The sequence below is a fragment of the Solirubrobacter phytolaccae genome, from assembly GCF_027587195.1.
Taxonomy (GTDB): domain Bacteria; phylum Actinomycetota; class Thermoleophilia; order Solirubrobacterales; family Solirubrobacteraceae; genus Solirubrobacter; species Solirubrobacter phytolaccae.
This window is the reverse complement of sequence record NZ_JAPDDP010000008.1, coordinates 130,525-156,064: the sequence shown is the minus strand read 5'-3', so window position 1 is coordinate 156,064 and position 25,540 is coordinate 130,525. Positions and strand designations below refer to the sequence as shown.

Sequence of the window (25,540 nt, the reverse complement as noted above, 5' to 3'; positions counted from 1 at the left end):
GGCCCCGTCGGGCGCGTCGGCGCCGTCCGGCGGGGCGCCGCCGTCCGGTGCGGCGGGGCCGGCCAGGTGCGCGGCGACCGTGGCCAGCACCGGCTTCGCCGCGCCCAGCCACGGCGGGTGCATCGCACCGTCCAGCCCGACCAGGCGGGCGTTCGGGAGCGCCGCGGCGAGGTCCCGGGCGAGCGCGTACGGGATCGCGCGGTCGTCACGGCGGTGCATCACGACGGTCGGCGCGGTCACCGCGGGCAGCAGCGCGCGGACGTCCGTGGCGTAGATCGCCTCCAGGATCGAGGCCGCGACCTCGGGCGACGCGGACGCGCGCTGGAGCGCGGCGAAGCGCTCGCGCAGGGACGCGCTCGCGCCGGGCAGCCAGACGTCGGCCAGCAGGCGCGAGCCCGCGCCCCAGTGCGCGCGGACCGTGGCGACGATCGCCACGCGCAACGGCTCCGGCGCGACCGCGGTACCGTCGGCGAACGCGCCGAACAGCGCGAGCGAGCGCACCCGCGCGGGCTGGGCCGCGGCGTAGGCGAGCGCGGTCGCGCCGCCCGCGGACAGGCCAAGCAGGTCGAACGCGTCCAGCTCCAGGTGGTCGACGAGCGCGGACAGCGTCGCGACCTCGTCGGCCTCCCCCACGTCGCGATCGGAGAGGCCCGTGCGCAGCCGGTCGTAGCGGATCACCGTGTGGTGTTCCGCGAGCGCGCCGACGAAGGCGCGGAACTCGGGCTCGCTCCAGTCGTGCTCGGCATGGGACACCCACAGCGCCGGGATCACCAGCGGCGGGCCGGAGCCGACGGTCGCGTAGGCGATCCGCCCACCGGGCACGGCGCAGAAACGGAGCTCCTGGTTCACCTGGCGGGCCACGCCCCGGCGATCGCGGCGACGTGGCGGTGGTCGGTGCCGCAGCACCCGCCGACGACGTTCAGGTGCGGAAGCCTGCTCGTAAGCGCGGCGTAGCGCGCGCCGAGGTCCAGCGGGTCGCCCGGGTCCAGCTCGGTCGCCTCGTCGAGCTCGGCGTGGCTGAGCCGCGAGGCGTTCGCGCGCAGGCCGCGCACGCGCTCGACCCACGGGCCGTCGAGCACGGCCTCGAAGTGGGTGGGATGCGCGCAGTTGAGCATGTAGTAGGCGGGCGCGGAGCCGGTCGCGGCGTCGACCTGGGTGATCGCGTCGCCGAGCGCCTGGCCGGACGGGAGCCGGCCGTCGGTCTCAACCGTAAAGGAGATCGCGACCGGAAGGCCGACGCGCAGCGCCGCGCGGGTGACGCCGATCGCCTCCTCCGCGTAGGTCATCGTGATCGCGCACACCATGTCCGCGGCCGTGTCGGCGAACGTGCCGATCTGGATGCTGTGGTACGCCTCAGCGGCCGTCTCCGACAGCAGCTCGCCGGGCTTGTAGCCGTCGTCGGACGGCCCGACGCAGCCGCTGATGACGACCCGGTCGTGCCCGCGCCGCAGCTCCTCCATCAGCGCGACCGCGCGCCGGTTGAAGCCGTCGAGCTCGTCGAGCCCGTACCCGAGCGCACGTGCCCAGCGCGGGCTCGCGCGCCACGTCGGCGTCTCGGCCACGAAGCCCGCGCCGCACTCGGCGGCGAGCGCCACGTACGGCTGGTAGTAGCGCCGCAGCGCGTTCGTCCCCGCCGCGTCGGCGAGCAGGTCGAAGGCCGCGAAGAGCGGCAGCTCGAGCCCTTCGTGGAAGATCAGGGCGGTCTCGATGCCGCCGTCGGTGAGGAAGAGGTCGTCGCCCACGACCTGCGGCAATCGGTCACGAAAGCTCATCGACCGATGATCCAGCCCCGCTCACGCGGGTGAAATGTGGCTCACCACACACTCATGTTCGAGCTGGCCGACAAGCCGCTAGGGTCGATTGTGAATGAGAGTGCTGATGCTCGCGCCGCCCGGCGGCGGCAAGGGAACCCAAGGTACGCGGCTCGCGACGGCGCTCGGTGTCGAGCACATCTCCTCCGGAGATCTGCTGCGCGCGGCGGTGGCCGAGGACACGCCGCTCGGCCGGCGCGTGGACGAGTACCTCAAGGACGGCCGGCTCGCGCCGGACGAGCTCGTCGCCGAAGCCATCCGGCCGCTCCTGGCGACCCGCGCCGACTACGTGCTCGACGGCTTCCCGCGCAAGCTCTCCCAGACGGAGGGCGTGGACTTCGACGTCGTCGTCTACCTCGACGTGCCCGACGCGGTCGTCACGCAGCGCCTGCTCGGCCGCGGCCGCGCCGACGATCGCGAGGACGTGATCGCCGAGCGCCTGCGCCAGTACGACGCCGACACCCGGCCGCTCGTGGACTACTACGAAGAGCGCGGCGTCCTGCTGCGCGTCGACGGCGACCGCCCCGAAGCGGCGATCGCGGACGAGCTGCAGCAGAAAGTGGCTTAGGCCACCGCGGCCAGCGCGGGCTTGCCCGCCAGCGTGCGTGCGGCGGCCCGCAGCGACTCGACCATGTGGTCGACCAGCGGGTTCTCCTCACCCGAGCGCGCCACGGCGACGACCTGGCGTGAGGGTGCGCGCCCGCGCACCGGCAGCACGACGACGTCCGAGCGCGAGCTGACGAGCGCCAGCGTCGGGATGAGCGCGACGCCGATCCCCGAGGCCGCCATGCCCTGCAGCGCCTGGTAGTCCTCGGAGGCGAAGATCACCTTGGGGTCGTAGCCCGCGTCGCGGAACGCGTGCAGGACGACGTTGGAGTCGGCGCACGTGCCCGCCACCTCGGTGATCAGCCACGGCTCGTCGCACAGCTCCTCGAGCGTCACGGACGTCCGGGTCGCGAGCGGATGGTCGGAGGCGACCGCGACGCGCATCTCGTCGTCGCAGATCGGCAGGTACTCGGCGCCCGCGCGCGGCTGGATGGGCGACAGCGGCGACTGCACGATCATCGCGACGTCGACCCGGCCGGCCAGCAGCGCCTCGACCGCGGGCGCGTCGTCCATGACCTGGAGCGCCAGCTCGGCGTCCGGGCGGCGGTTGCGCAGCTCGCGCGTCGCGCCCGGAAGGAGTCCGGCGGCCGCGGAGTTGAACGCCGCCACACGCACCTGTGCGCGGCCGATGCCCGCCGCGTCGCGCACGGCCTCCTCCGCCCGGCGTGCCGACTCGAGCAGCGCGGACGCGTGGCGCACGAGCACGTCGCCGGCCGGCGTGAGCGTCACGCCGCGGGCGCTGCGCTCGAGCAGACGGGTGCCGACGGCCGACTCCAGCCGCGAGATGTGCTGGGAGACGGCGGGCTGGGTGAAGTCGAGTGCCGCGGCCGCCTCGCTGAACGACCCGCGCACGGCGACCTCACGGAAGGTGGTGAGGAGCTTGAGATCGAGCATCACGGAGCATTATGTCATGCCCAGCAACTCATCATTGGACATGATCGTGACCACGGCCGAACATGGTGGACATGAACACCGCCATCCGCTTCGCCAACACCGACGACACCTCCGGCCTGGAGCGTCTTGCCCAGCTCGACTCGAGCGTCGTGCCCGCCGCTCCGATCCTGCTCGCCGAAGAAGGCGGCCAGCTGATCGCGGCGATCTCAGCCCGCAACGGGACGGCGATCGCCGACCCCTTCACGCGCAGCGCGAACGCCGTGGAGCTGCTCCGGACCCGCGCCCGTCAGCTCGGCGCGGGCGAGAGCCGCCCGCACCGAGCAATCAACAGCCTCAGGCTGCAGCTTCGCTGATCGCCGTCCAGACGCGCTGCGGCGTCGCCGGCATGTCGATGTTGCGCACGCCCAGGTGTGAGAGCGCGTCGATCACCGCGTTCCAGACCGCCGGCGTCGCGCCGATCGCGCCCGCCTCGCCGATGCCCTTCGCCCCGAGCGGGTTGCGGGGCGTCGGCGTCTGCGTGCGCTCGGTCTCGAAGGTCGGCAGGTCGCCGGCGCTCGGGATCGCGTAGGAGGCGAGGTTGCCGGTGACGTTGTTGCCGTCCTCGTCGAACGCGATCTCCTCGAACAGCGCCTGCGCCACGCCCTGCGCGATGCCGCCGTGGACCTGCCCTTCGACGAGCATCGGGTTCGCGATCCGGCCCGCGTCGTCGACGCTGATGTGGCGGACGAGGTCGACCATGCCGGTCTCGGTGTCCACCTCGACGACGGCCAGGTGCGTGCCGAACGGGTACGTCGCGTCCGGCGTCGCGAAGTCGTGCTCGGACGCGAGCCCGCCCTCGAAGCCCTCGGGCCGGCGCGCCGGGTCGGCCGCGGCGCGCGCCAGCTCCGCCCAGGCGATCGCCGAGGCGGGTGAGCCGGCCACGGCCAGGCCCTCGCCGTGCACGACCTGGATGTCGCCCGTGTCGGCCTCGAGCAGGTGCGCGGCGAGCCGCTTGGCCTTGTCGAGCACCTCGTCCGTGGCGTTCTGGACGGCCGTGCCGCCGACCTGGAGCGAGCGCGACCCCATCGTGCCCATGCCGCGCTTGACGAGCTTGGTGTCGGACTGGATGACCTTGATGTCCTTCATCGGGATCCCGAGCGTCCCGGCGACCAGCTGCGCGTACGAGGTCTCGTGGCCCTGGCCGTGCGAGGACGTGCCCGCGGTCACCTCGACCGTGCCGTCCTCGGCGACCGTGCACGTCCCCAGCTCGGAGCCGAAGCCGGTCCACTCCACGTAGGAGCAGAGCCCGAGGCCGAGCTGACGCACGTCGCCGCGCTCGCGCCGCGCCGCCTGGTCCGCCCGCAGCCCCTCGTAGCCCGCGTTGGCCAGGCACTTGTCGAGCGCCGCGAGGTACTCGCCCGAGTCGTAGTTGGCTCCCATCACGGTCTCGTGCGGGAAGTCGCTGATGAAGTTCCGCCGCCGCACCTCGGCCGGGTCCATCCCGATCTCGGTCGCGAACAGGTCGATCGCCCGCTCCACGAGCGCCGTCGCCTCCGGGCGCCCGGCGCCGCGGTAGGCGCCGATCGGCGTGGTGTTGGTGACCACGCAGTCGAAGTGGAAGTCGATCTTGGGGATCTCGTAGACGCCGGAGCTCATCAGGCCGGTGAGCATCGGCATCAGCGCCGCGTCGGCGGGATAGGCGCCCGCGTCGGCGGTCACGCGCACCTTCAGGCCCGTGACCTTGCCGTCGCGCGTACCGCCGATCTCGACGTCCTGCACCTGCGCGCGACCGTGCTGCATCTCCAGCATCGTCTCCGAGCGCGTCTCGATGTACCGCACCGCGCGGCCGAGCACGCGGGCGAGGGCGACGACCACGATCTGCTCGGGGTAGCACGCGATCCGGGCGCCGAAGCCGCCGCCGGTCGCGGTCGAGACCACGCGCAGCTTGTCCTCCTCGAGCCCCGTCGACTTGCAGACGGCGTCGCGGTAGGCGTGCGGCCCCTGGCTCGGGGAGTAGAGGATGAAGCCGCCCGTCTCGGGGTCGGGCGCGGCCAGCGCGGCCCCCGGCTCCATCGGCACGGCCGCGATCCGCTGGTTGACGAGCCGCGCGCCGACGCGCACCTCGGCGTCCGCGAGCGCGTCCTCCCCGGTCGGGCCGGCCGCGGCGAGGTTGCCGTTCGGGGCGTCCGGGAACAGGATCGGCGCGTCGTCGTCGAGCGCCTTGGTCATGTCGACGAGCACCGGCAGGTCCTCGTAGTCGATGTCGACGAGCAGGCTCGCGTCCACGGCCTGCGCGCGCGTCTCGGCCACGACGACCGCGATCGGCTCGCCGATGAACCGGACGCGATCGGTGGCGAGCACCGGGCGGCGCATCTCCTCCGGCGTATCCACGGGCGGGCCGGCCGTGGCGAACGGCGCCAGGTTCAGGTCCGCGGCGGTGTAGACGCCGACGACGCCCGGCGCGGCCTTGGCCTCCGCCGTGTCGATCGCGCCGAGCTTCGCGTGGGCGAAGCCGGAGCGGATGAAGATCGCGTACAGCGCGTCGGCGTTGCGGAGGTCGTCGGTGTACGGCCGGGTGCCGCGCAGGAACGGCGGATCCTCGACCCGCTTCACCGATGCTCCGTGACCCTCACCCGAACCGTTCACTGATGACATTGGCTCTCCTCGTTCCCGTGAGTGGCGAACGTTATCCGCGACGGGCCTGCCATGCCTCCGCACGTAGTGCCCAGCGCTCATGATCGCGCCAGCGACCCCCGATCTTCAGGTACCGCGGGGACAGCCCCTCATACTCGAAGCCGAGCCGCTTGACCAGCGCGATCGACGGCGTGTTGCCGGGCTGGATGTTGGCCTCGACGCGGTGCAGGCGGTGGGTGACGAAGGCCTCGCGGACCACGAGCGACAGCGCCTCGGTCATGTAGCCCTGGCCCGCGGAGTCGGCGTACCCGCAGTACCCGAGGTAGGCGCTGTGGAAGTTCCCGCGGACGATCTCGGACAGGTTCACCCAGCCGACGAGCGCGCGGTCGGAGCGGCGGCGGGCGAAGTAGCCGACCTTGCGGTCCGACAGGGCGCGCACGTACGAGCGGTACGCGTCGGGCGTGAGCGGGTTGTAGGCCCACGGGCGGTGGAAGGACCGGCTGGCGTGGTTGGCCGTGAGGAACTCGTCCTCGTCGTCGAGCGTCGGAGTGGTGAGGACCACGCGGGCCATGGCGGGATAGTCTCGCGCGATGCGCTCATTCCGTGTCGCGACGGACCGCCTCGAGATGCAGGTCCACGAGTCCGGGCCCGAGGACGGCGTCCCGGTCGTCCTGATCCACGGCAACCTCTCGACGGGGCGCTTCTACGAGCACCTCTTCGACGGCGCGCCGGAGCGCTACCGGCTGATCGCGCCGGACATGCGCGGGTTCGGGGACACGGAGCGGGTGCCGATCGACGCCACGCGCGGGCTGCGCGACTGGGCCGACGACACGGCCGCGCTGCTGCGCGCGCTGGGCATCGACGCCCCGCCCCATCTCGCGGGCTGGAGCACGGGCGGCGCGGCGATCGCCCACTACGCGCTCGAGCACGGTCCCGTCGCCTCGTTGACCTTCATCGACCCCGTCAGCCCGTACGGCTTCGGCGCGGTCAAGCGCGACGGCACGCCGCACTTCGACGACTTCGCGGGCTCCGGCGGCGGCACCGGCAATCCCGAGTTCACCGCCCGGCTGGCCGCGGGCGACGCGTCCGACGTCGGCGACACCGCGCCGCGCAACGTCCTAAACACGTCCTACTGGCGGATCGGGCACAAGGAGTCGCCCGAGCGCGAGGACCTGCTGGTCGGCGAGATCCTCAAGTCCGTCACGGGTGACGACGGCTACCCGGGCGACACGACCACCTCAGGGCACTGGCCGGGCGTCGCGCCGGGCACGCGCGGCATCCTCAACGCGCTCTCCCCCAAGTACTGCGACTGGTCGGGGATCGTCGACCTGGAGCCCAAGCCGCCGGTCCTGTGGACGCACGGCGCGCAGGACATCGTCGTCGCCGACGGCTCGCCGTGGGAGATGGGGACGCTCGGCTCGCTCGGCGCCGTCCCCGGCTGGCCGGGCGCGGAGCACTTCCCGCCGCAGCCGATGGTCCAGCAGATCCGCGCGGTGCTCAGCGCGTACGCGCAGCGGGGAGGCCAGGTGGAGATGACGATCTACGAGGAGTCCGGCCACTTCCCGCCGGTCGACGCGCAGGAGCGCTGGTCCAAGCAGTTCTTCGCACACCTGGAGCGCGCATGATCCCCGGGCTGTTCGTCGCCGAGCACGAGGTCGAGGTCCCGCTCGACCACGCGGACCCCACGGGCGAGCAGATCACGGTGTTCGCCCGCGAGATCGCCGACCCGGACGGGCGCGAGCGGCCGTGGCTGGTGTACCTGCAGGGCGGGCCCGGGCACGAGTCGCCGCGGCCGACCGGCAATCCGCGCGGCCCGGCGTGGCTGAGCCGGGCGCTCGAGGACTTCCGCGTGCTGCTGCTCGACCAGCGCGGCACCGGGCGCTCCACCCCCGTGACCGGGCGCGAGCCGGCCTCCTACCTCACGCACTTCCGCGCCGACAGCATCGTCCGCGACTGCGAGCGGCTGCGCACCGCGCTCGGCTCGGCGCCGTGGAGCGTGCTCGGCCAGAGCTTCGGCGGGATCACGCTCCTGAGCTACCTGTCGTTGGAGCCCCAGGGCCTGCGCGAGGCGTTCATCACGGGCGGCGTGCCCGGAATCGGCGTCCACGTCGACGACATCTTCGGCGCGACCTGGAAGCGGATCGAGGACCGCAGCCGCCGCTACTACGCCCGCTATCCCGAGGACCGCAAGCGGATGCTCGCGCTGCTCGAGACCGACGGCGTCGCGCCCGACCGGATCCGCTCGATCGGCAACTGGCTCGGCATGAGCGACGGCTTCGAGCGCGTGCACTACGTGCTCGAGCTGCCGCCGCACTCGCCCGCGTTCCGGGCCGACGCGCACGACCCGCTCGACCTCATCCGCAACCCGATCTACGGCCTGCTGCACGAGGCCTGCTGGGCCGACGGCTTCGCCACCAACTGGTCGGCGCTGCGGGTCCGGCCGGAGCTGCCGCCGGAGTACTTCACGGCCGAGCACATCCTTCCGTCGATGTTCGACGGCTCGGTCGCGACCACCGCGGAAGCGCTCGCGCGCCACGAGTGGCCGCGGCTGTTCGACGAGGACGTGCTGGCCGCGAACGCGGTGCCGGTCGCCGCGGTGATCTACACCGACGACCTCTATCTCGAGCGCAGGTTCTCCGAGCAGACGGTGGAGCGCTTCCCGAACTTCACGCCCTGGCTCACGAACGAGTACGAGCACAACGGCCTGCGCGTGGACGGTGGCCGCATCCTCGGCCGGCTGATCGATCTCGCCCGTGGCCGCGCCTGACCTGCGCGACCGGCTCGCCGAGCTCGAGGTCGAGCACGCGACGCTGCTGACCGAGCTCGAGGCCTTCCACGCCGAGTACCTGCGCCGCGTCGGCGTGATCGACGTGCAGGTGCAGGAGCTCCAGGCACGGCTGCTCGCCGCCACCGGCCCGCGCGTGGACGCCGACGCGGCCCAGCGGCGCTACCGGGAATCCACGACCGCGCTGGAGGCCGTTCCCGCCCCGCCCGGCCCGCCGCCGAGCGAGGACCTCAAGACGCTGTTCCGCGACGCCGCCAAGCGGATGCACCCGGACCTCCAGACCGACCCGGCCGGCCGCGGCCACGCGGAGGCGTTCATGAAGCAGCTCAACCAGGCCTACACGGCCGGCGACGCGGACGCGATCGGCAACCTCGTCCGCCAGTGGGAAACGTCGCCGTACGCGACGGCCGCCCCGAGCGGCGCCGCCCCCACGCCCGCGCTCGCCGCCGCCGTCGAGCAGGCCGAGCAGCGGCTGGAGCAGACGCGCGCGTCCAGCCTCGCGACGCTGATGGAGCAGACCTTCCTGGCCTCGATGCAGGGCCGGGATCTGCTCCAGGAGCTGCGCTGGAACGCGGAGGAGGAGCTCGCGAACGTTCGACTCCGCGTGGCCACTCTGGACACGTAGACGAATCAAGCCAACTGTCATTCGGCCGACTAACCGGGTCGGTGTCGAAGCGGATCGCACGGAGGACCCCCAAGGCCCGCACCTGGACGGCGTGGCTGCTGCTTGCCGTCTTCGTCCTGATCGCCGGCACCACCGCGTGGCTCTGGCGCGCGCAGGTCGAGCGCCAGAACGAGCAGTCCTTCAGCGCCCAGGCCGCGTCGATCGGCGCCTCCGTGACCACCGCGGTGCGCCGGATGGACGACCTCACGCTCGCCGCCCGCACGCTGCTCGGCTCACGGCCCGCGATGACCGACACCGAGTTCAAGCGCTGGTACCGCTCGATGGGCGTCGACCAGCGGTTCGCGGGCGTCGCCGGCTTCAGCTACGTCGAGCTCGTCCGCGAGCGCCGCGCCGACGTCTACCCCGCGGGCAACCGCCCCTACTACTGCCTCCCGAAGCTGAGCGTCGCCGGGCCGGGCATGTCCCAGACCATGGGCGAGCTGACGGTCCCCGGGCTCGACCTCTGCCAGCTCACCAAGCTGCTCGGCGAGACGCGCGACACCGGCGAGTTCAGCGCGTTCGTCGTGACCTCGAGCCACGGGCACGAGATGTTCGAGGTGATCGCGCCGGTCTACAAGGGCGGCGGCGTGCCCACGTCGCTGTTCGGCCGCCGCGCCGAAGCGACGGGCTGGATCATCGGCCTCTTCGACGCCGAGCCGATCCTCGCCTCGGCGATCTCCAGCATCGGCGGCGTGTCCGTCAGCCTGGAGCGCGAGCAGGCCGCGGTGCCCGACTACCGGATTCCGACCGGCGCCGGCGCCGCGTTCCGAACGCTTTCGGAGACGATGCACAGCGACGCGGTGGCCCGCGTCGGCAAGGTGGCGGTGGGCGACCGGATCACCCGACGCATCTCCGTCGAGGCCGACGGCCGCTGGACGGTCGCGGTCACCGGCGCCGAGCCGACCGGGGTCAGCGACCCCGAGGTCCAGGGCGGGCTCGTGTTCGTGAGCTGGCTCACGCTCGGGCTGCTCACGTTCGTCCTGGTCCAGGTGCTCGCCCGCGGCCGTGCCCACGCGCTGAAGATGGTCGAGGAGAAGACCGGCCAGCTGCGCCACCAGGCGCTGCACGACGCGCTCACCGGCCTCCCGAACCGGGCGCTGATCATGGACCGCACGGAGCAGATGCTCCGCCACGCTCGCCGGTCCGGCGTCGACGTGTCGGCGATGTTCATCGACCTCGACGGCTTCAAGGGCGTCAACGACACGTACGGGCACCCGGTCGGCGACGAGCTGCTGCGCGTCGTCGCGACGCGGATCAAGCACGTCCTGCGCGACACCGACACGATCGGCCGGCTCGGCGGCGACGAGTTCGTCGTGCTGGTCGAGGGCGGAGCGGAGCAGATCGCCCAGCGCATCGTCGCCGTGCTGCAGGAGCCGTTCGAGCTCGGCACGGGCGGCAGCCCGGTCACGATCACGGCGTCCATCGGCATCGCCACCGGCGACCGCGAGGCCGCCAAGGACCTGCTGCGCGACGCCGACATCGCGCTCTACGAGGCCAAGGGCGCCGGCCGCAACCGCTACGCCGAGTTCCGCCACGAGATGCACATCGCCGCGCACGAGCGGCTCGAGCTGGAGTCCGACCTGCGCGGCGCGCTGGGCCGCGACGAGCTGTTCCTCGTCTACCAGCCCATCCTGGAGCTCGACAGCGGCGAGGTGACCGCCGCCGAGGCGCTGCTGCGCTGGCAGCACCCGACGCGCGGGCTGATCCCGCCGACCGAGTTCATCGCGCTCGCCGAGGAGTCCGGCGTGATCGTCGACATCGGCGCCTGGGTGCTGGAGACCGCCTGCGAGCAGGCCGCGCAGTGGGCGCAGGCCGGCATGCCGACCCGCGTCTCGGTCAACGTGTCCGCCCGCCAGCTCGACGATCCCGCGCTCGTGACCACGGTCCTCCAGGCGCTCACGCGCTCCGGCCTTGACGCCGACCTACTGACGCTGGAGATCACGGAGACGGCGCTCATGCGCGACGCCGAGTCCGCCGCGCAGGTCCTGCACGAGCTGCGCCGCTTCGGCCTGCGGATCGCGATCGACGACTTCGGCACGGGCTACTCGTCGCTCGCCTACCTGCAGCAGTTCCCGGTCACCGCGCTCAAGATCGACCGGACGTTCATCGCCGCGAGCGAGCAGAACGACGCGCTGATCTCGACGCTCGTGGCGCTCGGCCGCAGCCTCGGCCTGGTCACGATCGCCGAGGGCGTCGAGGAGGAGAGCCAGCTGGAGCGCCTGCGCGAGCTCGGATGCGACCGCGCCCAGGGCTACCTGTTCGCGCCGCCGCTCGAGGCGGCCGCGCTGGAGCGCTTCCTCGCTGACCACCGCGCGCTCGTGTAGGTACGGACAGCCGCACCAAAGACGGCGGTCGAGCGCATTGACCGCCTACTCACCGCCGCTTTAGGCTCGCCCTGTGAGTCAACGCGAGGTCGATTCGGTCGCACAGTCGGACCCGGTCGCCCCCGCGGAGACCGCCGCGATGCCCGTGGTCCCGCTGCCCGGGCGGGCCGTGCCGCTCGCCCGGATGGGCGTCGACCAACGCGCCGCCGCGGTCCGCGCGCTGAGCGCCGGAGCGGGCAACGCGAGCGTCGCGCGGATGCTCTCCCGCAGCATCCTGAGCGACCTCAAGGAGTTCAAGCACGGCATCGAGATCGACCTGCCGACGGCGTCGACCGAGGAGAAGCTCGCGGAGATCGAGCGGCTGCTGGGCTCGCAGGGCGGCGCGTTCGGCGCGACCGTGGTGTGGGAGTCGATGCCGGACCTGCTCACGGTGGCGAAGGCCAACGCGGCGCTGTTCATGCGCAGCGCCAAGCGCGACCCGTCGCTGCTCGAGAACGAGGCCTTCGACAGCGTGCGCGAGCGCTTCAAGGCGGCCGTCGAGGGCCGCGTGCTCGGCAACCTGCAGGCCAACCGCGACTACGTGACCGCGCAGATGGAAGCGGTCGGCGTCACCGCGGGAACCGAGCCGGAGTCGGCCGAGACGACCGCCGAGCAGGACCTCGCGGTGCGCAAGGCACAGCTCCTCGCCGAGCAGGTCGCGGCCTGGCAGGCGGGGATGGCCAACGCGAAGCTGATCAAGGTCGGCCGCAACACGGAGCACCGCAGCGGCGGCTGGCGGCGCGACTTCGCGTCCGACGTCGAGGTCCCCGCGCTCTTCGACCCCGACAAGCCGCCGCAGATCAGGGGCCCGCGCGAGGGCAGCGGGGAGAGCGGCTACCAGGACTACGACGCGGTCAAGGGCCACTACGACACGCTCGACAAGGCGGTCAAGAAGGTCCTCGCCGACTCGCCCGCCGTGTACGCGATCGTCACGCACGGCGAGGCGGGCGCGGCCAAGGACCTCGCCAAGCAGGACACCAAGCAGGCGCGGGCGCAGATCGGCAAGGCGATGACCGCGATGGGCGCGAAGATCGACGAGGCCGTGCCGCTCGTCGGCGACGACCTCGACTACCGCGACTTCATCCCGGTCCACCAGCAGCTGATGGCCGGCGGGCCGTTCTCGGGTGAGCTCGAGAAGGCGATCATCGCCCGTGACGTCGAGGGCCACGAGATGGGCAAGGTCCTGCGGTCGCTGGCGCTCGGCGCGCTCAGCGCCGCCGCGTTCCTCGTCGCCGAGTTCGCGACCGCCGGCATGGCGACGTTCATCGCCGTCGCCGTCGGCATCACCGCCAGCGTCGGCAACGCCGCGATCTCGATCGAGGACTACCTCGACAAGGCGAAGGCGATCGACGCGCACACGGGCGACGCCCGCAACGACATCGTCACCCAGGAGCAGGTCGACAGCGCGCTGTTCCAGGCCGTGATGGACTCGGCGCTGGCGTTCATCGACGGCGCGGTCGGCATCGCCTCGGCCGCGTCCAAGCTCGGCGGGCCGGCGGCGAAGCTGCTCGAGGCGGCCGAAGCCGGCGCGGCGAAGATGGGCACGGCGGGGCTCTCGGAGGCGCTGAGCGGCGCCGATCTCGGGCTCAAGCAGCTCGCGATCGAGAAGTCGCTCGGCGAGGCCGGCATCGAGGCGACGATCAAGGCCTCCGGCAAGAGCGCCGAGGAGCTCGCGACGATCGTTGGCAAGGAGAGCGAGGCGGGCAAGCGCCTGCTCGCCGCCGGCAACCTGGGTGGGGAAGCGCTCGAAGGCCTGGTGGCCAACCTCGCCGACTTCGCCAAGCTCGAGCCGGCCGAGCGCGCGGCGACGATGCGCGCCGCGATCGACCAGTTCGGCTACGCGGGCGCCCTGCGCCGGGCCGGCGGCTGGAAGACGGTGACCAAGACGCTCGGCGAAGGCCATCCGATCGCGACCGAGCTGGACGCCTGGCGCTCCTCGCTCGTGCGCGACATGCAGGCCTGGATGGAGGCCGCGTCCAAGGGCGAGTCCAAGGCCGTGCAGACCGGCACCGCGGCGTCCACGTCCGATGTCGACCTCTCCACCGTCGGCCGCGACGCCGCCCAGCAGGCCGACCGCGCGCTCGAGTACATCGCGCGCCGCGCCGGCGTCTCCCGCACCGAGCTGGAGTCGGTGCTGGACCTCGACGCCGCCGTCAACCCCGCGCGCATGCACCTGCAGGACGTCGTCAAGGACCTGTCCCCGCAGGCGCGAGCGGCGATCGACCGCGAGGCCGCGCGGTTCGAGGAGGCGCTCGCCAAGGCCCGCGCCGACGGCACGTTCACGCCGCTGAGCAAGGAGCAGGTCGGCGCGCTCAACAAGCGCATGGACGACTGGTCCGCGGCGCTCGCCAAGCTCGAGGCCGAAGGCGGCGCTGAGGCCGAGAAGGCGGCGCTGATCCAGAAGATCGGCCGCACCCAGGCCGAGGTGCTCGCCTCCAGCGACACGATGTACGGCACGGGAGGCTCGATCCGCACGTGGGTGACCGAGCGCGCGGCGGCGTCGGGCGTGAAGTCCGACCTGGAGAAGCTGGCCGAGGCGGGCGTGAAGGTCGACCCCGCCGCCGCGACGATCTGGCCCGGCCAGCGCTTCACGTCGATCCTGGGCGAAGGCCACTTCCTCGACCGCGCGTTCGCCGCGATCGCGCGCGGCGCCGAGGGCCCGGCGCTCGTCGGCGCGATCAAGGACCTCGGCAAGCACGGCGGGCGCGTCGTCGAGATCCTCGGCCGCGACGTCGCCGTGACCGGCATGAGCGCCGCGAAGATGGAGTCGCTGGCCGAGGCGCTGGCGGGCTGGCTGAAGGCCTCCAAGGGCCCGCTGGCGGACACCGTCAAGGACGCCGCGGAGCTCGCGCGCATCCGCGGCGAGCTCGCCGGCCAGATCGGCCAGCTGCGCACGGCGATGAACAACGGCACCGGCGCGCTACGCGCCCAGGCCCAGCTCGGCCCGGCGCTGTCGGCCTCCGAGCTGGCGGGCATCGACGCCTGGGTCCGCGCCCAGGCCGCGGCCGAGCTGCGCGGCCAGGCGCTCCTCGACAGCCTGCTCTCGCTCGAGCAGTCGGTCTCGCTCCCGGCGAAGGTGGGCTCGGCGGCGGCGGCGACCCCCGAGCCCAACACCTCTACGCCTGACGGCCCGGTCTACTCCCCTCCGCCGTCTTCAACGCCTTGAACGCCGCGCCGTTGATGCGGCGCGCGTGGTCGTGGAGCGCGACGACCGCGGTCTCCCCCTTCAGCAGCGCGAACGAGCGGAAACCGCCCGTGCCGCCGTCATGCATCAGCAGGCCGTGCCCGCCCGGGGCCTTGAACCAGGCGAGCGAGGCGCGGGCCGGCTCCGACGTCAGGAAGCGCAGCACGTCGCTCGCGGTCGACCGCAGGCCGCCCGCGCCGGCCAGCGCGGCGAGGTTCCAGGGCGGCGTGGGGCGGCCCGCGAACGTGTGGCCCTGGACGAGGCCCGGCGTGTCGAGCCCGGTCCGCGTCATCGCGAGCGGATCGGTGAGACGCGTCCGGATCAGCTCCCCGTAGGTGCTCGACGCCGCGTGGCCGAGCGCGAAGCCGAGCAGCCCGTAGCCGTAGTTGGAGTACGCGACGCGGCCGCCCGGCTCAGCCTTGGGGGCGGTGCGCGCGATCACGTCCGGCATGCGGTCGGCGGTGAACTGCGCGTACGGGTCCCTGCGGTCCCAGCGCTCGAGCTTGCGCGGGACCCGCGGCAGGCCGGAGCGGTGCGTGGCGAGGTCCTCGAGCGTGATCGGCCTGCCTTGGACGGGCGGCGCGACCGGCAAGTGCCGCGCGACGGGATCGTCGAGCGCGACGACCCCGTCCTCGACCAGCAGCGCCAGCAGCGCGCCGGTCAGCAGCTTCGTGAGCGAGCCGATCTCGAACACCGCATCGGTGCCCGAGATCGTCGTCTCACCGGCGTGGCGAACTCCAAGCGTCTTCACTCAACCCAATCTAGGGTCCTCTGCACCGCTTTCTTCCAGCGCGCGTACTCCTTCTCGCGCGTGTCCTCGTCCATCTGCGGCTCCCAGCGCTTGTCCTCCGCCCAGCGCTCACGGAGCTCGTCCTGGCTCGCCCAGAAGCCGGTCGCCAGGCCCGCGGCGTAGGCGGCGCCCAGCGCGGTCGTCTCGGTCACCTTCGGACGGATCACCGGCACGCCGAGCACGTCCGCCTGGAACTGCATCAGCAGGTCGTTGCCGGTCATGCCACCGTCGACCCGCAGGTCGGTGAACGGCACGTCGGCCACGTCGTTCGCGGCGTCGACCACCTCGCGTGACTGCCAGGCGGCGGCCTCCAGCGCGGCGCGGGCGATGTGGCCCCGGTTCGCGTAGGCGGTGAGGCCGACGATCACGCCGCGCGCGTCGTCACGCCAGTACGGCGCGAACAGGCCGCTGAACGCCGGGACGAAGTACACGCCGCCGTTGTCGTCCACGGTCTTGGCCAGCTCCTGCACCTCGGGCGCGGAGTCGATGATCTTCAGCCGGTCGCGCAGCCACTGGATGAGCGCGCCGGTGACGGCGATCGAGCCCTCGAGGGCGTAGGTCACCTTGCCGTCGCCGAGCTTGTAGGCGGCGGTGGTCAGCAGCTTCTCGGTGTGGACGATCTCCTCGCCCGTGTTCACGAGCAGGAACGAGCCCGTGCCGTACGTGTTCTTCGCGTCGCCGCGGTCGAAGCACGTCTGGCCGAACAGCGCCGCCTGCTGGTCGCCGAGGATGCCGGCGATCGGGGTGCCGCCGATCGCGGTGCCCTTGACCTCGCCGTAGACCTCCGAGCTCGACTTGATCTCGGGCAGCATCGAGCGCGGGATGCCCATCAGCTCGAGGCTCGGCTCGTGCCAGTCGAGCGTCTTGAGGTCCATCAGCAGCGTCCTGGACGCGTTCGTCACGTCGGTGACGTGCTGCTCGCCGCCCGTGAGGTTCCAGATCACCCACGAGTCCATCGTCCCGAACGCCAGGTCGCCGTTCTCCGCCCGCTCGCGAGCGCCGTCGACGTTGTCGAGGATCCACTTGATCTTCGGCCCGCTGAAGTAGGTCGAGAGCGGCAGGCCCGTGGCCTCGCGCACGACGTCCGCGTCGCCGAGCTCCCGCACGATCTTGTCCGTGCGCGTGTCCTGCCAGACGATCGCGTTGTAGACCGGCTCGCCCGTCTTGCGGTCCCAGACGACCGTCGTCTCACGCTGGTTGGTGATCCCGACGGCGGCGATGTCGCCCGCCTCGAGCTTGGAGTTCGCGAGCGCGCCGCCGATCACTTCCCGCGTGCGCGTCCACACCTCCTTCGCGTCGTGCTCGACCCAGCCCGCCTTGGGCGTGATCTGCTCATGCTCGCGCTGATCGACCGTGACGATGTTGCCGTCCTTGTCGAAGACGATGAAGCGGCTGCTCGTCGTCCCCTGGTCGATCGCGCCGATGTACTCCGCCATTGGCTTGCTCTCCTCCTCAGTCGATCGCCGTGCGGCCCTCTTCGGACACGTCCGGGTCAGGTTTGATCCCGCGGGCGATCAGCGTGTTGCGGATGCAGAAGTCATAGATCGCCGCACCTACGCCGGCGCCGACGATCGGCCCGAGGATGGGTATCCAGAAGTAGGTGTTGATGTTGCCGTAGTTGCCGGGCATCGCGTTGTCCCCCCAGCCGGCGAACCACGCGAACATGCGCGGCCCGAAGTCACGTGCGGGGTTGATCGCGTAGCCCGCGTTCGCGCCGAACGAGATGCCGACGGCGACGACGATGAAGCCGATGATCAGCGGCGCCAGGTTGGCCTTGACCACCGCGTTGTACTCGTCCGTGACCGCGAAGATGAACGCGACCAGGATCGCGGTGCCGATCACCTGGTCCAGGAACGGCCCGAACCAGTTCTGGTAGTACGGCGCGGGGCTCGTGCCGAAGATGCCGAACGTGCCGGCCCCGCTGTCCGCGTCGCGGACGATGTCGTTCGCGGTCTCGTAGCTGACGATCGCGTAGCGGTAGTTGGCGTAGACGACCGCGGCGCCGGCGAACGCGCCGAGCACCTGGGCGACGATGTACCCCGGCACCTTGTTCCACTCGAAGCCGCGACGCCACGCGAGCGCGAGGGTCACCGCCGGGTTCAGATGCGCGCCGGACACACCACCGGCGACGTAGACGGCGAAGCACACGGCAAAGCCCCAACCCCACGTGATCAGCAGCCAATCGCCGCTGGCCGCGAAGATCAGCTCGCCACGTCCGGACTGGTTGAGCGCCGCGACCGCCATCGCGACCACCCCGTTGCCGAGCAGGATGATGATGAACGTCCCGAGGAACTCGGCGACGTGCTCCCCCAGCACCGACTGTTGCCAGCGCCAACGGCGGGTACCACTCATGCGGGTCTCTCCTCTCGCTAGCCTCCGAGGGGAAACCTACTCCCCGCAGGAGCCCGCTCTTGAACGACCGCAGCCGTCTTGGTCCCGAGCAACGCCGCGAAGCGCTTACGCGCTTGGAGTCCGAGGTATTCGATGTCGTGGTGATCGGCGGGGGCACCGTGGGCGCCGGTTCGGCTCTGGACGCGGCCACACGCGGCCTCAACGTGGCGCTCGTGGAGGCGCGGGACTTCGCCTCCGGCACCTCGTCACGGTCGAGCAAGCTCGTGCACGGGGGCTTGCGCTACCTGGAGCAGCGGGACTTCGGCCTGGTGCGTGAGGCGCTGCGCGAACGTTCCCTGCTGTTGAACGTCATTGCGCCACATCTCGTGCAGCCGGTCCCGTTCATGCTGCCGCTGACCGAGCACTGGCAGCGCCCGTACATCGGCGCCGGGCTGATCCTGTACGACTCGCTCGGCGGCTACAAGGGGCTCAAGCGCCACCGGCACCTGACGAAGCGGGGCGCGCTGCGCATCGCGCCGGCGCTCAAATCGGACTCACTGGTCGGTGCGCTCCAGTACTACGACGCGAAGGTCGACGACGCCCGGCACACGATGACCGTGGCGCGAACGGCGGCCTCACTGGGCGCCGCGGTGGTGTCCAACGCGAAGGTCGTCGGCTTCCTGCGCGAAGGTGAGCGGGTCACGGGCGTCAAGGTCCGCGACATGGCCAGCGAGGCGGTGATCTCGGTGCGTGCGCACGAGGTCGTCAACGCCACCGGCGTGTGGACCGACGACGTCCAGCACCTCGTCGGCGAGCGCGGCAAGTTCCAGGTGCGCGCCTCCAAGGGCATCCACCTCGTGGTGCCGAAGGATCGGCTCCAGCTGGACACCGGCCTGATCCTGCGCACCGAGAAGAGCGTGCTGTTCGTGATCCCGTGGGGCCGCCACTGGATCATCGGCACCACCGACACCGACTGGAATCTCGACAAGGCGCACCCCGCCGCGTCGTCGTCGGACATCGACTACGTGCTCGAGCACATCAACGCGGTGATCAACCAGCCGCTGACGCGCGAGGACGTCGAGGGCGTCTACGCGGGGCTGCGGCCGCTGCTCACGGGCGAGTCCGAGTCGACGTCGAAGCTCTCGCGCGAGCACACGGTCGCCGTGCCCGTCCCGGGCCTGATCGCCGTGGCCGGCGGCAAGTACACGACCTACCGCGTGATGGCCAAGGACGCGATCGACGCGGCCGTGCACGGCCTGGACCGCCACGTCCCGCCCTCGGCCACCGACGTCACGCCGCTGGTCGGCGGCGACGGCTTCCAGGCGCTCTGGAACCGCCGCGAGCGCGTGGCCACCGAGTCGGGCGTGCACGTCGCGCGGATCGAGCACCTGCTGCGCCGCTACGGCACGCGCACCGACGAGCTGCTCTCGATGATGAAGGACGAGCCTGCGCTGGGCGAGCCGCTGCCGGGCGCGGACGACTACCTGTGCGTCGAGGTCCGGTACGCCGCCTCCCACGAAGGCGCGCGCCACCTGGACGACGTGCTCGCACGCCGCACCCGGATCTCGATCGAGACCTGGGACCGCGGCCTGGAGTCGGCCGAGCCGGCCGCCCGCCTGATGGCCGGTCCGCTCGGCTGGGACGAGGACACGATCGCCCGCGAGGTGTCGCTCTACCGCGAGCGGGTCGCGGCCGAGCGTCGCTCGCAGGAGCAGCCCGACGACCGCGCGGCGGACCTGGAGCGGCTCAGCGCGCCGGACGTGTTCAGCCCCGCCGGCTGAGGTAGACGCCCAACCCCACGGGCGTCAGCAGGAGGAGGAGCACCGCGGCGCCGATCAGCTGGCCGCCGTCGGCGCCCTCCCGCTGCATGCCCCAGTAGGCCCCCAGGCTCGCGGCGATGTAGAGGCACACGAGCGTCACGGCTGCGAACAGGACCGTGGCGCCCGTCCCCCACTTGCGCCCGGCCGGGCGCGCCGGCCGCGGCGGGCGCGGCGCCTCGGCGTCCACGATCTCCTCGGGCGCGCCCAGCCGCGCCAGCACCTCACGTACCTCGGCGTCGCTGGGCTCCGGGCTCAGCGCCTCCAGCAGGTGCGCCTCGATGTCGTCGACCAGCTCACGTCGCCGGGCGCGCGGCAGGTGGGCGGCCGCCCGGTCGAGCCGCTCCAAGTAGTCCTCGGCGAGCGGGTGCAGGGTGTGCGTCATGCGGGTTCCCCATGGCCAGCAGGCCATCGACGGACCGGGAGAAGCGCCGCCACTCGACGACGAACGCGTCGAGCGTGGCCTCCCCCTCGGCGGTGAGCGTGTAGTAGCGGCGTGGCGGGCCGGACGTGGACTCGCGCCAGGTGGTCTCTACGAGCCCTTCCTTGCGCAGCCGCGAGAGCAGCGGGTACAGCGTTCCCTCGCTGGTGACCATCCCGTCGGCCTCGCCGAGCGTCGTCACGAGCTCGTACGCGTAGCGCTCGCCGTCGCGCAGGAGCGCGAGCACGCAGTACTCGAGCACGCCGCGCCGCAGCTGGGAGATGGCCGGTGCCATGCGCAGCAAGGTACCTGGCCACGCGGACCAGTGCAAGGGGGGGAATGCCGGGCGCGGCTCGCACGTCTGGCGCGACATGCGCACACACAGAGCAGTGGTGGCGGCGGTGCTCGTGCTCGGCGTGGGTGCGCCGGCCGCCGCCGCGCACGACGCGGAGATCTTCGCCACGAACAACACCGCGATCATCACGGACCCCGCGGACCCGCGGCTGGACGATCCGTTGATCGCGTTCGAACGTGAGGCGAGCCGGCTGATCGAGGACGGCGGCGGGCGGGTGCGGGGCTCGGACCTGCTCGACGGCGTGTTCTTCGACTCCGGCTCCGGAAGCACCACCTTCGAGCGCTCGCGGGTGTTCGCGGTCGGCGGGGTCGAGCCGGACGAGCTGCACACGATCGCCGACACGATCCGCGCGCGCTTCAGCCAGCAGTCGGTGCTGACGTTCGACCGGCTGCCCGCCTCCGATCCGCGCGTGGATGGAGTCGAGCTCGACGTGCCGAGCGTGACCGCCGACGAGCTGCGCACCGGGTTGCTCAATGACCGGCCGGCCGCCGAGCGGCTGTTCGGCGGCTCGGTCACGCAAGCCGACCACCTGCGCCTCGTCGCGGCGGTCGAGGACCGGCAGTTCGCGCTGGACTTCGCGCAGCGGATCGGCGGGGACGCCAAGCGGGCGCGGATCGCCTACGGCGACCGCGAGTTCGTCGAGGGCCCGCTGCCGGTGCGGGTCGAGCAGCGCACGCTGATCGTGGAGGGAACGGCCGATCCCGACGACCTCGCGCTCGCGTTCGAAGGCGGGCGCGTCCGCGTCGGCGACGCCACGTTCGCGCGGCACCGCTTCGACCGCGTGCGCGTCGACTTGGGCGACGGCCTGGACACGCTGACGATCAGCGGCCGGCGCCGCGTCGAGCTCTCCGCGCAGGGTGACCGCGTGCGCTTCGACGAGGTCGAGCTCGACAACACCGACGTCCTACAGGTGGAGACCGGTGACGGCGCCGACACGCTCGCCGTCGGCGACCTCTCGGCCACCGACACGTTCCAGGTCATCGCCGACCTCGGCGCGGGCGCGGACCGGGCGACCGTCTACGGCTCCGAGGACGGCGACCAGATCTCGTTCGGCACCTTCGGCGTGCTCGCGCCCACCTACGTGCTGTTCGACCAGCCCGAGCGGATCGACCGGCTGACGATCGACGGCCGCGGCGGCGACGACATCCTCAGCGCATCCGTGGACTCGATGGCGGTGACGCTCGTCGGCGGCGCTGGCGACAACGTCCTGCTCGGCGGACCGGGCGACGACCTCCTCGTCGGCGGCCCCGGCTTCGACGACGCCCGCGGCGGCCTCGGCCGCGACACCGCGAAGCTCGGCGGTGACTTCGACCGCTTCAGCTGGCGCGCCGGCGACGGCAGCGACAGCGTCGACGGCGGCGCCTCCCGCGACTCGGTCTTTATGGAGGGCTCCAGCGCCGCCGAGACCTTCACCGTCAAGCGCGGCCGGATCGTGCACGACTCAGACGTCCTCACCGTCGACGACCTCGAGGAGCTGAACCTCGTGGCCGGCGGCGGCGCCGACACGATCGACGTCGCCGACCGGCCCGGCCTGGAGCTCGTCGACGTGAGCCTCGCCGGCCTCCCGATCACGGCCAAGGGCGACAACGCCGCCGACCGCGTGCTCGTCGACGGAACGCCCGGCCGCGACCGCCTGACGCTCACCGGCAAGGGCACGACGGCGACGCTGACCGGACTCCAGGCGAAGGTCAACGTCAGCCACGCCGAACCGGCCGACACGCTGCGGATCGACACCGGCCGCGGACGCGACGACGTGGATACGAGCGCGTTCACGCCCGGCGTGATCGGGTTGCAGATCCTGGACTAGCGGACCCGGAGCTCGGTCTCGCCGAGCTCCAGCACGTCCCCGCGGCGCAGGCGCGCCCGGGTGACGAAGTGGCCGTTGAGGCGCGTGCCGTTGCAGGACCCGAGATCGCGGACGAGGCAGATTCCCGCCCGGACCGCGATCTCGGCGTGCCGGCGGGAGACGCTATCGTCGAGCAGCGGGATCTCGCACCCGGAGCCGCGGCCGAGCGTCCAGCGGCCGCGCTCCTCCAGCGGCCACTCGTGGTCGTGGAGGACGAGCCCGCGGACCGGCTCGCGGGCGAAGAGGCGCCAGCGCGGGAGGTCCCAGACCGCGTCGTCGGCACGGCCGCTCAGCGCGAGCGCCGTGCGCACCTCGAGCGTGGCCGTGCTGACGTGGCCGGCGCCGTAGGCGTCGCGGAGCCTGCGCAGCGCTCGGTCGGCCGCGTCCACTCACCGCATCATGCCACCGCGATGTCGCAGACGAGACCGCTCAGGTCGGGCTCGTGACGAGCGGCGTCCTCGCCCTCGAGCGCGAAGCCCTCGCGGACCCAGTACTCGAAGCCGCCCAGCATCTCCTTCACCTCGGTGCGACCGGCGGCGACGAGCCGGGCGCAGGCCTTCACCGCGCCGTTGCAGCCCGGGCCCCAGCAGTAGACGACGAGCGGACCGGCGGGGAGGTCGGCGATCGCCGTGCGGCGCAGGCAGATCGCGCCGGGGATGTGCGCGTCGTCGTAGGCGCGCTCGCTGCGGGAGTCGATCACGGTGAACGTGCCGTCGTTCAGCGCCTCGGCGACGTCGGCGGCGTCGGTCTCATGAAGCAGGCGCTCGGCGAAGTAGTTGGTCATGAGCAGCATGCTCCCGAGACTTGCGACATCCGACCAGTGACCTGATGGACGACATGCGTCAAGATCTGGCCACCATGCCCGCGCATCGTGTCGTCGCCCTCCTCCCCCCGCGGATCGCCCCGTTCGAGCTGGGGATCGTCACCGAGGTCTTCGGGCTCGAACGGCCCGAGCTCGACGTGCCGTGGTGGTACGAGCTCACGCTGTGCGCCGAGCATCCGGGCGTGATCCCGGCCACCACCGGCGGCTTCAGCTTCGTCGTCGAGGCCGGGCTCGAGGCGCTGCGCGACGCCGACACGATCGTCGTGCCGGGCTGGAGCGGGGAGCCCTCAGACGCCGTGCTGGCCGCGGTGCGCGAGTCGAGCGCCCGGATCGTGAGCATCTGCAGCGGGGTGTTCCTGCTGGCCGCCGCGGGCCTGCTCGCCGGCCGGGAGGCGGCGACGCACTGGCGTTACGCGGAGACGCTCGCGGCGCGCCATCCGGAGCTGACCGTCAACGCGGACGTCCTGTACGTGGACGGCGAGGACGTGCTCACGAGCGCGGGCAGCGCCGCGGGGATCGACCTGTGCCTGCACCTCGTGCGCCGAGACCACGGGTCCGCCGTGGCCAACGCGGTCGCGCGCCGGCTGGTCATCCCGCCGCACCGCGACGGCGGCCAGGCGCAGCTGATCGACCTGCCGATGCCCGCGCACCCGGACGACGACCCGATCGCGCGCGCCATGGCCTGGGCGCTCGAGCGCCTGCAGGAGCCGCTGGACCTGGCCACGCTCGCCGCGCACACCCACATGAGCGTGCGCACGTTCACGCGTCGCTTCCAGCGCGCGACCGGCACGACGCCGGGGCGCTGGCTGATCGAGCAGCGCGTGCGGGCCTCGCTCGCGCTGCTGGAGGCGTCCGAGGACTCCGTCGAGACGGTGGCCGCGCGGGTCGGGTTCGCCACGGCGGCGACGTACCGGCATCACTTCACCGCGATCATGCGCACGACGCCAACGGCCTACCGGCGCGCGTTCTACGCCGCCGCCGCGTAGTCGTTCTGGAGGCGCTGGCGCCCACGGTGCAGTCGGCTCATCACGGTGCCGACGGGGATCTGCAGCACCTCGGCCGCCTCCGTGTAGGCGAGCCCAGCGACATCGACCGCGGCGATCACCTGACGCTGCGCGGTCGGCAGGGCGTGGATCTTGGCCAGCACCTCGCGGGTGTGGATGACCTCGACCGGCTCACCGTGGGCGGGCGCGACCAGCCGCGTGTCCTCATCCTCGAGCGGCGCCAGCACGGGCCGCCGGTCACGCGTCCGCAGCGCCGAGATGTGCGTGTTGCGCAACGCCTGGTGCAGGTACGGGCCGGCGCCGGCAGGACCGACGGTCCGCGGCCGCGCCAGCACCTTCACGAGCGTGTCCTGGACGAGGTCCTCGGCGTCGTGGTGCGAGCGGGTCATGGCACGGGCGGCGCGGCGGAGGGAATCAATGTGGACGGGAAGCGTCTCTGGGTTCAAGGACTCGGTGGGCATGCACCGAGACTCCCGTTTGGCGCGCCCGCGCCATATGGGGGAACTCCCCCTGCCTGCCCCCAACATAAAGGGGTCAGACCCCTAAACGCGACAGCTGTCGCTAAAGAGGGACAGTCCCTCTTTAGAAATGGGTGTCCCGGGTTGGGCGGGACGAAGGTCCCATTGAGGGTCCTACCTGGGCGCGGGAAGGCTCTGGGTACGTCATGTCGCCCGCTCGCCAGCTCAGCCCCTCCGCCCTCGTCGCCGCCTCCGATGCCCGATTGGTGGCGCTCACGCGGGCCGGTGACGAGCGCGCGTTCGCCACGATCGTGGATCGCTATCGCGGTCCGCTCGCCCGTCACTGCCGGCGGTTCCTCGCCGCCGCGCCCGCCGACGACGCGCTCCAGCAGACGTTCATCAACGCGCACGGCGCGCTCACCGACCCCGGCGCCACGCTGCCGCTCGCGCTCAAGCCGTGGCTGTACCGCATCGCCCGCAACGCGGCGCTGAACATCGCTCGCGACCCGCAGCTCGCGTTCGGGCCGGTCCCGGACGACTTCCTGGGCCACGAGAGCGAACCCGAGGACGCGTTCGCCCGTCGCGAGTGGTTCGACGGCGTCGTGGACGCGATCGGAGCGCTGCCGGACTCCCAGCGCCAGGTGATCGTCCGCCACGCCTTCAACGGCGACAGCCACGAGCGGATCGCGGCCGACCTCGGGATGACGGCGGGCGCGATCCGCCAGCTCGCCTACCGCGCCCGCGGCACCCTCCGCGCGGCGGCGTGAAGCTAAAG

Annotated in this window: 24 protein-coding genes; 11 read left to right on the top strand and 13 right to left on the bottom strand. The window is 72.3% G+C overall.

All coding sequences use genetic code 11. The features are described from left to right. Both OJ997_RS06910 and OJ997_RS06905 read right to left on the bottom strand, forming a co-directional pair. On the bottom strand, positions 1 to 861 hold an 861-nt coding region (locus OJ997_RS06910; protein WP_270024331.1), incomplete at its 3' end, for an alpha/beta fold hydrolase. Beyond that, on the bottom strand, positions 846 to 1,772 hold the full coding sequence (locus tag OJ997_RS06905) for a homocysteine S-methyltransferase family protein (protein ID WP_270024330.1): 927 nt from the start codon (positions 1,770 to 1,772) through the stop codon (positions 846 to 848). The genes OJ997_RS06905 and OJ997_RS06910, both read right to left, overlap by 16 nt. A 94-nt stretch (positions 1,773 to 1,866) precedes the next feature. On the opposite strand from OJ997_RS06905, the gene OJ997_RS06900 reads away from it, so the two are divergent. Further along, positions 1,867 to 2,379, top strand: a complete 513-nt coding sequence (locus OJ997_RS06900; protein WP_270024329.1) for an adenylate kinase family protein — start codon at positions 1,867 to 1,869, stop codon at positions 2,377 to 2,379. On the opposite strand, the gene OJ997_RS06895 is transcribed toward OJ997_RS06900, so the two are convergent. After that, positions 2,376 to 3,311 carry a LysR family transcriptional regulator gene (locus OJ997_RS06895; protein WP_270024328.1) on the bottom strand — a complete coding sequence of 312 codons (936 nt, stop codon included), beginning with the start codon at positions 3,309 to 3,311 and terminating at the stop codon, positions 2,376 to 2,378. The two genes, OJ997_RS06900 and OJ997_RS06895, sit on opposite strands and share 4 nt — an antisense overlap. Positions 3,312 to 3,382: 71 nt before the next feature. Here OJ997_RS06895 and OJ997_RS06890 point away from each other — a divergent pair, with 71 nt between their 5' ends. Next, positions 3,383 to 3,664 carry a hypothetical protein gene (locus tag OJ997_RS06890; RefSeq protein WP_270024327.1) on the top strand — a complete coding sequence of 94 codons (282 nt, stop codon included), beginning with the start codon at positions 3,383 to 3,385 and terminating at the stop codon, positions 3,662 to 3,664. Here the strand turns inward: OJ997_RS06890 and OJ997_RS06885 are convergent. After that, a complete protein-coding gene (locus OJ997_RS06885) occupies positions 3,645 to 5,903 on the bottom strand; it encodes a xanthine dehydrogenase family protein molybdopterin-binding subunit (protein WP_270024326.1) in 2,259 nt (752 codons plus the stop codon). The genes OJ997_RS06890 and OJ997_RS06885 overlap by 20 nt on opposite strands. A 73-nt stretch (positions 5,904 to 5,976) precedes the next feature. After that, positions 5,977 to 6,495: a GNAT family N-acetyltransferase gene (locus OJ997_RS06880; RefSeq protein ID WP_270024325.1), complete on the bottom strand. Its 519-nt coding sequence runs from the start codon at positions 6,493 to 6,495 to the stop codon at positions 5,977 to 5,979. Between the two features lie 19 nt (positions 6,496 to 6,514). On the opposite strand from OJ997_RS06880, the gene OJ997_RS06875 reads away from it, so the two are divergent. The 5 genes from OJ997_RS06875 to OJ997_RS06855 all read left to right on the top strand — a co-directional run bounded on the left by OJ997_RS06875 (position 6,515) and on the right by OJ997_RS06855 (position 14,902). Then, positions 6,515 to 7,549 (top strand): alpha/beta fold hydrolase, encoded by a 1,035-nt coding sequence (locus tag OJ997_RS06875; protein WP_270024324.1) that lies wholly within the window; start codon positions 6,515 to 6,517, stop codon positions 7,547 to 7,549. Next, the gene (locus OJ997_RS06870) at positions 7,546 to 8,691 is read left to right on the top strand and encodes an alpha/beta fold hydrolase (protein ID WP_270024323.1); all 1,146 of its coding nucleotides are present in this window, start codon (positions 7,546 to 7,548) and stop codon (positions 8,689 to 8,691) included. The genes OJ997_RS06875 and OJ997_RS06870 overlap by 4 nt, the downstream gene beginning before the upstream one ends. Continuing rightward, positions 8,678 to 9,334 carry a hypothetical protein gene (locus tag OJ997_RS06865; RefSeq protein ID WP_270024322.1) on the top strand — a complete coding sequence of 219 codons (657 nt, stop codon included), beginning with the start codon at positions 8,678 to 8,680 and terminating at the stop codon, positions 9,332 to 9,334. The genes OJ997_RS06870 and OJ997_RS06865 overlap by 14 nt, the downstream gene beginning before the upstream one ends. 41 nt (positions 9,335 to 9,375) lie before the next feature. After that, a complete protein-coding gene (locus OJ997_RS37410) occupies positions 9,376 to 11,697 on the top strand; it encodes a putative bifunctional diguanylate cyclase/phosphodiesterase (protein WP_270024321.1) in 2,322 nt (773 codons plus the stop codon). 73 nt (positions 11,698 to 11,770) lie between these two features. Then, entirely contained in the window at positions 11,771 to 14,902 is a 3,132-nt protein-coding gene (locus OJ997_RS06855) for a hypothetical protein (protein ID WP_270024320.1), read from the top strand. On the opposite strand, the gene OJ997_RS06850 is transcribed toward OJ997_RS06855, so the two are convergent. Genes OJ997_RS06850 through OJ997_RS06840 form a run of 3 tightly spaced genes read right to left on the bottom strand, consistent with a single transcriptional unit; the run spans position 14,853 to position 18,062 of the window. After that, complete coding sequence (locus tag OJ997_RS06850) at positions 14,853 to 15,671, bottom strand: serine hydrolase domain-containing protein (RefSeq protein WP_270024319.1); 819 nt, start codon at positions 15,669 to 15,671, stop codon at positions 14,853 to 14,855. The genes OJ997_RS06855 and OJ997_RS06850 overlap by 50 nt on opposite strands. Beyond that, positions 15,668 to 17,146, bottom strand: coding sequence for a glycerol kinase GlpK (gene glpK / locus OJ997_RS06845; protein WP_270024318.1), 1,479 nt, complete (start codon positions 17,144 to 17,146; stop codon positions 15,668 to 15,670). The genes OJ997_RS06850 and glpK overlap by 4 nt, the downstream gene beginning before the upstream one ends. A 16-nt stretch (positions 17,147 to 17,162) precedes the next feature. Beyond that, a complete protein-coding gene (locus OJ997_RS06840; RefSeq protein WP_270024317.1) occupies positions 17,163 to 18,062 on the bottom strand; it encodes an MIP/aquaporin family protein in 900 nt (299 codons plus the stop codon). 113 nt (positions 18,063 to 18,175) lie between these two features. Here OJ997_RS06840 and glpD point away from each other — a divergent pair, with 113 nt between their 5' ends. Further along, positions 18,176 to 19,822 (top strand): glycerol-3-phosphate dehydrogenase, encoded by a 1,647-nt coding sequence (gene glpD, locus OJ997_RS06835; RefSeq protein WP_270024316.1) that lies wholly within the window; start codon positions 18,176 to 18,178, stop codon positions 19,820 to 19,822. On the opposite strand, the gene OJ997_RS06830 is transcribed toward glpD, so the two are convergent. Together OJ997_RS06830 and OJ997_RS06825 are read right to left on the bottom strand one after the other, a co-directional pair. Continuing rightward, on the bottom strand, positions 19,806 to 20,243 hold the full coding sequence (locus tag OJ997_RS06830; protein ID WP_270024315.1) for an HAAS signaling domain-containing protein: 438 nt from the start codon (positions 20,241 to 20,243) through the stop codon (positions 19,806 to 19,808). The two genes, glpD and OJ997_RS06830, sit on opposite strands and share 17 nt — an antisense overlap. Further along, positions 20,155 to 20,574 carry a PadR family transcriptional regulator gene (locus tag OJ997_RS06825; protein ID WP_270024314.1) on the bottom strand — a complete coding sequence of 140 codons (420 nt, stop codon included), beginning with the start codon at positions 20,572 to 20,574 and terminating at the stop codon, positions 20,155 to 20,157. The genes OJ997_RS06830 and OJ997_RS06825 overlap by 89 nt, the downstream gene beginning before the upstream one ends. Before the next feature lie 76 nt (positions 20,575 to 20,650). Here OJ997_RS06825 and OJ997_RS06820 point away from each other — a divergent pair, with 76 nt between their 5' ends. Beyond that, the gene (locus OJ997_RS06820; protein ID WP_270024313.1) at positions 20,651 to 22,441 is read left to right on the top strand and encodes a hypothetical protein; all 1,791 of its coding nucleotides are present in this window, start codon (positions 20,651 to 20,653) and stop codon (positions 22,439 to 22,441) included. Here OJ997_RS06820 and OJ997_RS37405 read toward each other — a convergent pair. Next, complete coding sequence (locus tag OJ997_RS37405) at positions 22,438 to 22,869, bottom strand: FHA domain-containing protein (RefSeq protein WP_270024312.1); 432 nt, start codon at positions 22,867 to 22,869, stop codon at positions 22,438 to 22,440. The genes OJ997_RS06820 and OJ997_RS37405 overlap by 4 nt on opposite strands. Before the next feature lie 8 nt (positions 22,870 to 22,877). Beyond that, entirely contained in the window at positions 22,878 to 23,264 is a 387-nt protein-coding gene (locus OJ997_RS06810; RefSeq protein ID WP_270024311.1) for a rhodanese-like domain-containing protein, read from the bottom strand. 74 nt (positions 23,265 to 23,338) lie between these two features. Here OJ997_RS06810 and OJ997_RS06805 point away from each other — a divergent pair, with 74 nt between their 5' ends. Then, positions 23,339 to 24,289, top strand: coding sequence for a helix-turn-helix domain-containing protein (locus OJ997_RS06805; RefSeq protein ID WP_270024310.1), 951 nt, complete (start codon positions 23,339 to 23,341; stop codon positions 24,287 to 24,289). On the opposite strand, the gene OJ997_RS06800 is transcribed toward OJ997_RS06805, so the two are convergent. Continuing rightward, positions 24,271 to 24,768: an RNA polymerase sigma factor gene (locus OJ997_RS06800; protein WP_270024309.1), complete on the bottom strand. Its 498-nt coding sequence runs from the start codon at positions 24,766 to 24,768 to the stop codon at positions 24,271 to 24,273. The two genes, OJ997_RS06805 and OJ997_RS06800, sit on opposite strands and share 19 nt — an antisense overlap. Positions 24,769 to 24,971: 203 nt before the next feature. Here OJ997_RS06800 and OJ997_RS06795 point away from each other — a divergent pair, with 203 nt between their 5' ends. Then, positions 24,972 to 25,532, top strand: coding sequence for an RNA polymerase sigma factor (locus OJ997_RS06795; RefSeq protein WP_270024308.1), 561 nt, complete (start codon positions 24,972 to 24,974; stop codon positions 25,530 to 25,532). Positions 25,533 to 25,540 lie beyond the last annotated feature (8 nt).